The organism is Mycolicibacterium sp. XJ2546 (assembly GCF_053483195.1).
Genome location: NZ_JBEFRW010000008.1, coordinates 19,125 through 30,806, shown reverse-complemented (window position 1 = coordinate 30,806; position 11,682 = coordinate 19,125). Strand labels below are relative to the sequence as shown.

10 protein-coding genes are annotated in these 11,682 nt (G+C 63.0%); 9 read left to right on the top strand and 1 reads right to left on the bottom strand.

The window, feature by feature from the left end; all coding sequences use genetic code 11:
• Positions 1 to 68: 68 nt before the first annotated feature.
• Positions 69 to 296, bottom strand: a complete 228-nt coding sequence (locus ABQE44_RS14800; RefSeq protein ID WP_131815154.1) for a fibronectin-binding protein — start codon at positions 294 to 296, stop codon at positions 69 to 71.
• An 835-nt stretch (positions 297 to 1,131) separates the two neighbouring features.
• Between ABQE44_RS14800 and ABQE44_RS14795 the strand changes: the two genes are divergently transcribed.
• The 9 genes from ABQE44_RS14795 to ABQE44_RS14755 all read left to right on the top strand — a co-directional run bounded on the left by ABQE44_RS14795 (position 1,132) and on the right by ABQE44_RS14755 (position 11,635).
• Positions 1,132 to 1,842, top strand: coding sequence for an MlaE family ABC transporter permease (locus ABQE44_RS14795; RefSeq protein WP_069407174.1), 711 nt, complete (start codon positions 1,132 to 1,134; stop codon positions 1,840 to 1,842).
• Entirely contained in the window at positions 1,839 to 2,693 is an 855-nt protein-coding gene (locus ABQE44_RS14790) for an ABC transporter permease (RefSeq protein WP_069407172.1), read from the top strand. Before ABQE44_RS14795 ends, ABQE44_RS14790 begins: the two co-directional genes overlap by 4 nt.
• 4 nt (positions 2,694 to 2,697) lie before the next feature.
• On the top strand, positions 2,698 to 4,074 hold the full coding sequence (locus tag ABQE44_RS14785) for an MCE family protein (protein ID WP_069407171.1): 1,377 nt from the start codon (positions 2,698 to 2,700) through the stop codon (positions 4,072 to 4,074).
• A gap of 24 nt (positions 4,075 to 4,098) precedes the next feature.
• A complete protein-coding gene (locus ABQE44_RS14780; RefSeq protein ID WP_448430579.1) occupies positions 4,099 to 5,130 on the top strand; it encodes an MCE family protein in 1,032 nt (343 codons plus the stop codon).
• Positions 5,127 to 6,449 carry an MCE family protein gene (locus ABQE44_RS14775; protein WP_448430577.1) on the top strand — a complete coding sequence of 441 codons (1,323 nt, stop codon included), beginning with the start codon at positions 5,127 to 5,129 and terminating at the stop codon, positions 6,447 to 6,449. The genes ABQE44_RS14780 and ABQE44_RS14775 overlap by 4 nt, the downstream gene beginning before the upstream one ends.
• Entirely contained in the window at positions 6,446 to 7,789 is a 1,344-nt protein-coding gene (locus tag ABQE44_RS14770) for an MCE family protein (protein ID WP_448430575.1), read from the top strand. The genes ABQE44_RS14775 and ABQE44_RS14770 overlap by 4 nt, the downstream gene beginning before the upstream one ends.
• The gene (locus tag ABQE44_RS14765; protein WP_069407167.1) at positions 7,786 to 8,931 is read left to right on the top strand and encodes an MCE family protein; all 1,146 of its coding nucleotides are present in this window, start codon (positions 7,786 to 7,788) and stop codon (positions 8,929 to 8,931) included. Before ABQE44_RS14770 ends, ABQE44_RS14765 begins: the two co-directional genes overlap by 4 nt.
• Before the next feature lie 2 nt (positions 8,932 to 8,933).
• Positions 8,934 to 10,394, top strand: a complete 1,461-nt coding sequence (locus tag ABQE44_RS14760; protein WP_448430573.1) for an MCE family protein — start codon at positions 8,934 to 8,936, stop codon at positions 10,392 to 10,394.
• Positions 10,395 to 10,681: 287 nt separating this feature from the next.
• Complete coding sequence (locus ABQE44_RS14755) at positions 10,682 to 11,635, top strand: PDR/VanB family oxidoreductase (RefSeq protein WP_448430571.1); 954 nt, start codon at positions 10,682 to 10,684, stop codon at positions 11,633 to 11,635.
• The last annotated feature ends 47 nt before the right edge of the window (positions 11,636 to 11,682 follow it).

Sequence of the window (11,682 nt, the reverse complement as noted above, 5' to 3'; positions counted from 1 at the left end):
ACGGTTCTGCGAGCCGCCCATGCCTATGAACACGGTGATGTTCTGGCCGACTGCCACCGCATGGCATGTCACATGCATTTGTTCACGCAAAGTTCGGCCAGACTCGCCTGCGGGAGATCTGGCAGCGAGGGGTCGACCGGCGGCTGGTCTTTGGTCATATCGATGTCGCCCTCGAGGTTGGGAGCGATCGGAAAGAAGTAGCAGAGAATCGACTCACTCGGCGAACACCGATCGTCAGGTTGATCAGCGTGAGCAGCCGGCACCGCAGTGAAGAGACCACCCGCAAAAAGGGCCACCCCGACGATCGTGATTCGCTTCCTCGTCAACACAGACCGACACGTCGCGAGCATCTCGGACCTCCTATCTGATGGTTGCGCTCAGGTCACCGGACATGGCGGCCAGTTGGGCTGCCCAGGTCGACAGGTCCTGCAGGGTGACCCATCAGTCCCGCACTCCCTTCGGAAGGTCGTTCCCAGCGGTGATTGATGGTAACCGTACGGATGCCACCCACTCCGGCAACGCCTTTCGATTTGGCTTCACCCCAGAAACCTAATGCCTCATGGTTTGTGATTGACCATTTTTATCTATATGGGTAAGGTTTACTCGACTCAGTGGCCTGAGTCACAGTCGCGGCCTCGGTGGGGCGCAGCGACGCCATAGCGGGCGCGCGCCGGGACGCTCGCACAACCGAAGCAAAGGAGAGCAGCCGGCTGATTGGATGCCACGCCGCAGCGACGGCAAGCGACCCAACGATTGTCAGTTCGACCCGCCCGTCTGTGCTGGACTCAATCAAAAGCCACGGCTACAGCGCTATCTCGCGTGAGGAGATCATCATCACGAACATCAGCCAACCGACTGATGCAGGACCGATCCGAAGGGTCGCGCTCTCTGGCGAGTCGTCGTTCAGGTCGGCGGCAGGCCACTCCGGGGAAACGCCTGCCGGCGCGGGCGCACGTCAACACCGACGGACACTGCGGGGTGACGATGCACGGCGTCAGTGACCCTGCTGGGGTCGAGTCGCCGGCGGGGGTTCGCTCGGTCCTCAAAGGAACCCGTCTACCTACTCGGCTGGCCCAGGTATCTTCGGCCAAGTCTGCCAAGCCGGTGCGCGCCTTGGGCGGATTCTTCGCCATGGCGCTCGACGTACTGGTGCTACTGCCCAAGCGGCCTTTCGCGTGGCGCGAGTTCTTGCTGCAATCCTGGTTTATCGCTCGCGTCTCGCTTTTGCCGACGCTCATGCTGGCTATCCCCTTCACGGTGTTGATGATCTTTACGTTCAACATCTTGTTGGTCGAATTCGGTGCTGCCGACTACTCGGGCACCGGTGCCGCGTACGGAACGGTCACCCAGATCGGACCTGTCGTGACGGTGTTGGTCGTGTCTGGTGCGGGGGCCACGGCGATGTGCGCTGACCTCGGAGCGCGCACCATCCGCGAGGAGCTCGACGCGCTGCGCGTGATGGGCGTCAATCCGGTTCAGGCTCTGGTGGTGCCGCGGGTGTTGGCAGCCACCGCCGTGGCCACGTTGTTGTCATCGGTGGTGATCCTCGTCGGGCTGATCGGTAGCTTCGTCTTCTCCGTGTTCATCCAGCACGTCACGCCGGGTTCGTTCATCGGGGGTCTCACGGTGATCACCAAGGCGCCGGACGTGACGATCTCGTTGATCAAGTCGACGCTCTTCGGACTCGCTGCAGGGCTAATTGCCTGTCACAAAGGGATTTCCGTGGGCGGCGGGCCAGCAGGCGTCGGTAACGCCGTCAACGAGACGGTCGTCTACACATTCGTTGCGCTGTTCGCCATCAACATCATCGCCACCGCCGTCGGAGTGAAGGTGACCCTATGAGCACCGCTATGCCCAGCAGCCTCCATCCGCGCCTGCAGAGAGCGTTCGACAGCCAGATCAGTGGCCTCGTCCGGATCGGCGCTCAGGCTCAGTTCTATTTCCGCACCATCAGCGCGATCCGCGACGCGCTCGTCCACTACAAGACGGAGACGGTCCGGCTCATCGCCCAAATGAGCCTCGGCACAGGCGCACTGGCCATCATCGGTGGAACCGTGGTGATTGTCGGATTCCTTACGTTGTCGACGGGTGCGCTCGTCGCAGTACAGGGCTACAACCAGTTCGCCAACGTCGGTGTCGAAGCCCTCACCGGGTTCGCATCAGCGTTCTTCAACGTCCGACTCATCGCACCGGTCATCGCCGGTATCGCGCTGGCGGCGACCATCGGCGCCGGGGCCACTGCCCAACTCGGTGCCATGCGAATCAACGAAGAGATCGATGCCCTCGAAGTGATGGGCGTTCACGCCATCGCATACCTGGCCTCTAACCGCGTCATCGCTGGGGTCATCGTCGTGATGCCTTTGTACTGCGTCGCCATGATCACGGCCTTCACGGCGGCCCGCTTGGGCACCACCGTGGTGTACGGACAGTCCAGCGGCGTGTATGACCACTACTTCAACACGTTCCTCAATCCCGTCGACATCATCTGGTCGTTCTTCCAGGCAGTGCTGATGGCGATCGTCATCATGCTGGTGCACACGTACTACGGTTTCAACGCGTCCGGCGGACCGGCGGGGGTCGGCGAAGCGGTCGGCCGTGCGGTGCGCACATCCATGATCTCGGCAGTGTTGGTCGTCCTGTTCGTGTCACTGGCCATCTACGGGCAGTCCGGCAACTTCCACCTGTCGGGGTAGCGCGATGAACCAGGAGCAAAAGGACCGAAGGATCCATTTCTTATGCTGGACTGCAGCGCTTTTCGCGACGATCACTGCGCTGGTCGCGGCCTGCTTGGCATCATTCGCCGGTGCGTTCCGGGACTACCTGCCGGTCACGTTGACGTCGGATCGCACGGGTCTGGTCATGGAGACCGGCGCGAAAGTCAAGATGCGCGGCGTCGAAGTGGGCCGCGTCGCCGGCGTCGCCGGTGGGCGGCGGCCGGTCGGTCTCGAACTGGAGATCATTCCTGACCAAGTCGACATGATTCCGGCGAATGTGCAGGCAGAGATCAAGGCCACTACGGCCTTCGGCGCCAAGTACGTCGATCTCATAGTCCCCGATCATCCGAGTCGAGCACGGCTGACGGCCGGGGCGGTACTGCAGTCCCGCAACGTGGGCACAGAAGTCAACACGGTCTTCGACAGCCTGGTCGGCATCCTCGACCAAGTTGATGTGGCCAAACTCAATTCCGTGCTCACCGCCTTGTCCGAGGGCGTCCGCGGCAAAGGCGAAAAGATGGGCGAAGCGACCACCGACGCCCTTCAGGTTCTGCAGGCGGTCAATCCACGCATGGACGCTGTCAAAGAAAACTGGCGCTCGTTTAAAGGATTCAGCGACGCCTACGGCGCCGCCGCCCAAAACATCATGGCCACCCTCGACGCGGCCGCCACCACCAGCGCCACGATCACCGACAACGCCAAGGACCTGGACGCGCTGCTGCTCAACATCTCGGGTTTCTCCAACAGCGGCATTCACCTGCTGGCCGGCAGCAAGGACACCATCGTGGACGCCGTCAATGTTCTCGAGCCAACGACTGCTCTGCTGCTGAAGTACAACCCCACGCTCACCTGCACCGTCAAGGGAGCAAAGGTGTACCTCGACGTCGCGGGCGAGTGGTTCGGAGGGAACGGCCGCACCGCCCTCCTGGATGCCGGTATCTCGGTCGGCGATGACTTGTACACCTATCCGAAGAACCTCCCCAAGGTGGCAGCTAAAGGCGGACCCGGGGGCAAGCCGAGTTGCGGTTCGCTGCCCGATGTCGCCGAGAACTTCCCGGTCCGTCAGCTCGTCACCGACACCGGGTATGGCACTGGCCTGGACTGGCGTCCCAACCCCGGCATTGGACAGCTCTGCTCGGTGGACTACTTCCCCGTCACGCGCGCCATTCCCGAGCCACCGCACGTCGGCAGGTGCATGCCCGGCCCCGCGCCCGGCCCGCCCCCGCCGGACCCGGGCGGGCCGCCATACGGCGCTCCGTGGTACGCGGCCGACGGAACGCCCTTGTATCCCGGGCTTCCCGAGGCGCCGCCGCCGGCTCCCGCGCCGGCACCGCTGCCAGCCACTCCCCCGTCACCGTGATCAGGAAGCCGAGGACACTCGACCGTGCATGACAATCTCCGACGCGCGACGATCGGCTTCGTCGTCTTCGTGATCATCTGTCTGACAGGGACATTCGTACTGTACGGTGTCTTCTCGCAGTTCAGATTCTCCAGCGAGCAGACCTACCGAGCAGAGTTCGCTGACGTCAGCGGACTCAAAGAGGGCGATTTCGTCCGTATCGCCGGCGTCGAAGTCGGCAAGGTCAAGCACATCGCTGTCACCGATGCGTCCCGGGCTCTCGTCGAGTTCACCACCGACCCGACGGCGGTTCTCACGACGTCCACCAACGTCGCCGTCCGCTGGGAGAACCCCATCGGTGACCGCTATCTGGCACTGAGCGAGGGAAACGGTGGTGAGCAACGGAAACTCAACCCCGGCGGGACCATCCCCACGGCCAATACCGAGCCGGCGCTTGACCTGGATACGCTGCTCGGCGGTTTCAGGCCACTTTTCCGCGCGTTGGATCCGCAGCAAGTCAACGCGCTGGCAAGCCAATTGATCGGCGCCTTCCAAGGCGAGGGCGCCACCATCAACTCCTTTCTGAGCCAGGCCGCGGTGGTTACCAGTACGCTGGCCGACCGCGATGAGCTGATCGGCCAGGTCATCGACAACCTCAACGCCGTTATGAAGACATTCGGCGAACAAAACGAGCAGTTTGGCAAGGTCGTCGACTCACTGTCGCGGTTGGTCGACGGACTTTCCGCCCGCAAGACCGACATCACCAATTCAGTTGCCTACACCAACTCGGCGGCAGCGTCGATCGCCGACCTGCTCAGCCAGGCACGTCAACCCTTCAACGACACGGTCGGCCAAACCGACCGGGTGACCTCGATCGTGGCAGCCGACCATGAATGGTTCGACAATTACCTTGAGACCCTTCCCCATTCGTACAAGGTGCTCAGCCGCCTGGGGATCATGGGTGACTTTTTCACCTTCTACCTCTGCGACCTGATTCTCAAAGTCAACGGTAAGGGTGGGCAGCCGGTATACGTCAAGCTGGTCGGCCAGGCCTCCGGGCGGTGTGCACCAAAGTGAAATCATTCGCAGAACGCAATCACTTCGTCATCGGTGCCGTCGGCGTCATCACCGTCGTGGGACTGGCCGGGGTATCGCTGCAATACAACAAGATTCCCTTCCTCGGTGACTCCAAGGAATACGCGGCCTACTTCAGCGAAGCGGGCGGCTTGCAGTCGGGCGCGGCAGTGGAGGTCGCGGGGTACCGCGTCGGCGAGGTGTCGTCGGTCGACCTGGACGCGGCCCGGGTACTCGTCAAATTCGACATCGACAAAACCATCCGCCTTGGACAGCAGAGCGAAGCCAATATCCGGACCAAGAGCCTGCTCGGAGCCAAGGTCCTCCAAATCACTCCCCGCGGTGACGGCCACCTCGACCAGGCGATCCCCCTCGAGCGCACCAAGGCGCCCTATCAGCTGCCGGATGCCCTCGGGGACCTGTCAGCCACGATCGACGGCCTGGACACCGCCGCGGTCTCGGAATCGTTGGCGACTCTTGCTGACACGTTCAAAGAGTCCCCGCCTGAGTTGAAAGCAGCGGTGCAAGGTGTCGGCCGCTTCACCCAGACGCTCAGCATCCGCGACGCCGCGCTGCGCGAGCTCCTGTCCAACACCAGCAAGGCCACCGAAGTGCTGTCTGACCGAGCAGAAGAGGTGGCCAAGCTGGTGACCGACAGCAACGCCTTGCTTGCTGCGCTGCGAACGCAGACCGATGCGCTGGCACAGATTTCGGGCAACCTGTCGGCGATGGCGGTGCAGCTGAAGGGGTTCATCGGCGACAACCGGACGCAGCTGCGGCCGGCCCTGGACAAGCTCAATGTCGTCCTCTCGATCGTTGACAACCACAAGGCCGGGTTGCAGGAGGCCATCACGTACCTCAACCAGTACGCAATGTCGTTGGGCGAATCCGTGGCCTCTGGGCCGTTCTTCAAGGCGTACATCGCAAACCTCTTGCCCGGCCAATTCATCCAGCCTTTCATCGACGCAGCATTCCAGGACCTGGGTCTGGATCCCAACGTGTTGTTGCCCTCCGAGCGCACCGATCCGCAAACGGGACAGCGGGCCGTGCCGGCGATGCCCGTGCCGTTCCCGCGCACTGGTCAAGCAGGAGAGCCCCGGTTGACGATCCCCGACGCCATCACCGGCAATCCCGATGACCAGCAGTGCGGCCCGCCCGGAATTGCCTTGCCAGGGCCCGGCTGCTACCCGTATCGCGAACTCGCACCTGCGCCGGCACCTGGCGGGCCTCCGCCTGGACCGCCGGCAGCCTCGCCGGCCGCACCAACCACTGACCAGGCGTCCATTCCCGATGCCAACGCTGTTGATGGAGGACCGCGATGAGGTCACGAAAGTTGCGTAACGGCCTCGCGGTGGTGCTCGCGCTGCTGATCGTCGGCGGCATGACCTTGCAGTCCCGCGTGATCGGTGCGCTCAACCGCGCGTACGTTGTGGCCTATTTCGACAACAGCAACGGACTGTTCGCGGGCGATGAGGTCCGCATCCTCGGCGTTCGCGTCGGCCGAATCGAGAGCATCGATCCCCAGCCGCTGCACGCCAAGGTGACTTTCTGGGTCGAGGACAAATATCGGGTACCTGCCGACGCGAAGGCGGCGATCATCGCACCACAGCTGGTCACCGCACGTGCCATCCAGCTGACACCGGCCTACACCGGCGGGCCCGCTATGACCGACGGCGCCGTGATCAACCAGGACCGCACCGCGGTTCCCCTGGAATGGGACGACCTGCGCCAGCAGCTGGAAAAGCTGACCGATGCCCTGCAGCCCACCCAACCGGGTGGGGTCAGCACGCTTGGTGCCTTCATCGACACCGCAGCAGACAACCTGCGCGGTCAGGGTGTCGACCTGCGCCAGACGATCAAGACGATGTCGCAAGCGTTTTCAGCACTCGGCGATCACAGCAACGACATCTTCGGCACGGTCAGAAACCTTTCTGTGGTGGTTTCTGCTCTGCAGGACAGCTCGGCGCTGCTGCAGCAACTCAACGCGAACTTCGCCGCAGCGACCGCTGCCTTGGACTCATCCCCCGGCTCGGTCGGCACAGCGATCAAGAACCTCAACGATGTGGTCGGTGACACGACCAGCTTCATCTCCGAAAATCGAGAAGCGTTAGGCACCACCACCGACAAGCTGGCGTCGGTCACCTCCGCTATTCACGACAGCATCGACGAAGTTGAACAGGCACTGCACCTGTTTCCCAACACCTTGCAGAACTTCATCAACATCTACCAACCAACCCAACAAGGAATCACCGGGGCTCTGACATTGCAGAACTTTGCGAACCCGATCTCGTTCTTGTGCGGTGCAATTCAGGCAGCGTCCCGGTTGAACGCTGAGCAATCGGCCAAGCTTTGTGTCCAATACCTCGCGCCCATCATGAAGAACCGGCAGTTCAACTTCCCGCCCCTGGGCATGAACTACTTCGTCGGTGAATCCGCACGGCCCAATGAGCTGACGTATTCCGAGGACTGGTTGCGGCCTGACTTTCGGCCAACACCGCCGGCGACACCGCCGCCGGCCAGATCGCCGGATGCACCCGACGGTGCGCCGCTGGCTGCCGAAGCACCGACGGCGCCCGACGTTTCCAATGCCGCACGAGAAACACAGCACACCGACCCAGCAGCCGGCCTGCCCGGAATGATGATCCCGGGAGGTGGATCGTGACCCGCTCCGACGCGGGACGGCGATGGCGCACCATCGCCGGCACCCTCGCCGTCATCGTCGCCAGCACGACAGCCTGCGAATGGCACGGTCTGAACTCGCTACCGATGCCTGGCACCGAGGGCCGCGGCGCCGGTTCCTACACCGTGCAAGCCCAATTGCCCGATGTCGGATATATCCAGCCGAATTCACGTGTACGCGTCGGAGACGCCAATGTTGGAACGATCACCAAGATCGAGCGCCAAGGTTGGCACGCCCTGGTCACGATGAGACTCAACGGGGATGTCGACTTGCCGGCGAACGCCACCGCCATGGTCGGGCAGACCAGCTTGCTGGGCTCGCTGCACATCGAACTTGCGCCGCCGACGGACGCTCCCCGGCGGGGAAAGCTGCATGAGGGCTCGCTGATCCCCCTGGAAAGTTCCGGCGCCTATCCTGGCACCGATCAGACACTGGCGGCGCTATCGCTGATGCTCAACGGCGGCGGCATCGGGCAAGTCCAGGACATCACTGCAGCTTTCGCTACCGCATTCGCCCACCGCGAGACCGATCTGCGCGAGCTGATCAAACAACTCGACCAATTCGTCGATCATCTGCACCACCAGACCGACGACATCATTTCGGCGACAGAGAGCTTCAACGGTCTGGTGAGCCAGGTGGCCGACCAGAAGCCGGTACTCGACGAAGCCATCCGCGCGATCCCCGACGCGTTGGCTGTGCTGGCTGAACAACGGGGCCATCTCGTCGACGCAGCCGATGCCTTTGGGAAGTTCAGTGCCCTGGCCACCGATACCACCAACAGGAGCAAAGAGAACCTGGTCAAGGAGCTCCAACAGGTGGCCCCGGTGTTGCAGTCGCTCGCCGACGCGGGGCCCGATCTCACCCGATCGCTGGACTTTCTGGGCACCTTCCCTTGGCCAAAGGCCACTCTGGACAACTGGATCCGCGGCGACTACGCCAACATGACCGCTATCGCCGACCTGACCCTGAGCCGAATCGACAACAACCTCTTCACTGGAACCCGATGGGAGGGTGACCTCACCGAGTTGGAAATGCAATGGGGCCGCACGATTGGCCAGCTGCCCAGTCCCTACACGGCTGCCAATCCGCTGGTGGTTCCCTACCGACTCGACCAAGGTCCGTAACCATGCGCCTGAACAAGTGGATCAAGATTCAGCTGGCGATCTTCGCTGCGGTGGCCACCGTCGCCGGTGCGGTGATGATCTTCGGTTACATCAAAGTGCCCACCATGCTGGGCGTCGGCCGCTACACCGTGACGATTCAACTGCCGCAGGCGGGCGGTCTGTACGAGACCGCCAACGTCACCTATCGCGGTACCAAGGTCGGCCGGGTCACCGCTGTTCGCCTGACGCCCAACGGTGTCGATGCCGTGCTGTCGCTGCGTTCGGATGTGGCGATCCCCACCGACCTCGAGGCCGAGGTTCACAGCACCTCGGCAATCGGCGAGCAGTATGTGGCGTTGGTGCCACGCGGAGCCGCCGCTCCGCTGAAGAACGGTGATGTCATCGGCATCGACAACACGTCGGTACCGCCGGATATCGGTGGTTTGCTCGACGCAGCCAACCGCGGGCTTCTGGCCATACCAAAAGACAACCTCAAGACGGTGATCGATGAAAGCTACACGGCGGTAGGTGGTCTAGGTCCAGATATCTCCCGAGTCGTCGACGGTTCCACACAACTGGCGATCGATGCGCGTGAGAGTTTGGATCCGTTGATCAACCTCATCGATCACTCCAAGCCACTTCTCGACTCCCAAGCTCACTCGGCGGACTCCATCGACACGTGGGCGGCCAAAATGGCCGCTCTCACCGCGCAGGTGAAGTCCGAAGACGGCGCTGTCCGAGGCCTCATTCAACACGGCAGCAATGCCGCCGATGAGGCGCGTCAGCTGGTGGATCGATTGCAGCCCAGCGTGCCGGTGCTGATGTCCAACCTCGCGGGAATCGGCCACCTGGCACTGACGTACCACCCCGGCATCGAGCAGTTGCTCGTTCTGGTGCCGATGGGGGTGCAGGCCATGCAGGCCGGCACGGTGGCCAACCGCGATACCAAACATCCCGGCGAGGTCCTGTCGTTCAACTTGAATATCAACCTGCCACCGCCGTGCACCACCGGATACCTTCCGGCGCAACAGCAACGCACGCCCTCGTTGACCGATACCCCTGATCGACCCGCCGACGCCCTGTACTGCCGTATCCCCCAGGACTCCTGGAACGCAGTCCGCGGCGCACGCAACTTGCCGTGCATGACCAAGCCCGGCAAGCGCGCCCCTACCGCGAAGATGTGCAACAGCGATAAGGAGTACGAGCCGCTCAACGACGGGTTCAACTGGAAAGGCGACCCCAACGCGACGTTGTCGGGTCAAGACATCCCCCAGGCCCCGCCCGGGCCCGCGCCAGCAGCGAACCCCGCACCGAACGCGCCGCCGGTACTTCCCGAGCCGGAATCACCGATCGCGACAGCGACCTATGACCCCGCTACGGGCACCTATTTGGGACCGGACGGACGCGTCTACAAACAATCCGATCTGGCGCCGAACAGCGGAAAGAAGACCTGGCAGAGCATGCTGACGCCGCCGTCGGGCTAGTCGGTGAAGATAGACCTCCGACTCGTTTTCCGGCGTGAAAGCCACTCTCCCCTGGCGATTTTGGTCGCGTCGCGAGTCGCGCCGCGAAGCATCGCATGCCGAGCGCAGCCCGCCTCGGTCGGCAGTGATCACCTTCGGGCGTTGACCACCCCTCACCGCCTGGGGTTGCTCGCGGTTCACGTGCCGCTCCCGACAGAACGGGGCGCCCTCAGCGCTGGATTTATCTATAGGATATAGATTAATATTTTGTTGACAGGATCCGAGCGGATAGTGAGGCGTAGCTTCTCATGCAGTCGAACGAGCGGCAGCTCCAGCTGACGATCGCAAAGAAGGACTACGTCGCTGAATCAGTTGCGCACTTCGTCCTCATCGACCCCGCGGGCATCGACCTGCCTGAGTGGACTGCAGGGGCACACATCGACCTGGTTTTAGCGGATGACGTTCTCCGCCAGTACTCGCTGTGCGGGGATCCGCGCGACAGGTCGCGTTACGAAATCGCGGTGTTGCGTGAGCCGGCCGGTCGTGGCGGTTCTGCCCGCGTGCACGACTCCTTGCACGAGGACGACACGGTCACCGTGCGGGGGCCGCGAAACCACTTCCCACTCGTGGACGCCGAACGCTATTTGTTCATCGCCGGCGGAATCGGCATCACGCCAATCCTGCCGATGGTGCGGACCGTGCACGCCTCGGGGCGGCCGTGGCGACTGCTCTACGGCGGGCGGTCACGATCATCGATGGCGTTCCGAAACGAATTGACAAGCGGTTACGGCGAACATGTCTGTGTGTGGCCGCAGGACGAGTTCGGTCTGATCGACCTTGGGAAGGAGCTCGGCACACCCGTCACCGATACAGCCGTATACGGGTGCGGCCCGGAGTCACTGCTCACCGCGTTGCAGGAGCGGTGTGCGGCATGGCCTGCCGGGACGCTGTACGTCGAACGCTTCCGCGCCGCAGCTCACGACACTCGCGACCAATCCGCGTTCGAGATCGAGTTGGCGAAGAGCGGGCAGACACTCGATGTCCCCGCGAATCGCACCGTGGTGGACGTCCTTCACGAGGCGGGGATCGACGTGCCCGTCTCGTGCCGGGAAGGCACGTGCGGCACCTGCGAGACGCGCGTGCTCGACGGCGTTCCAGATCATCGCGACGCGGTCCTGACCGAGGAGGAGCGGGCGTGCGACGACTGCATGTTCGTGTGCGTATCACGAAGCCTGACGCCACGATTGCGGCTCGACTTATGAGGGAACCCGTCAGTCGTCGCGTTCCAGATGCGGCACGGTACCTAAGA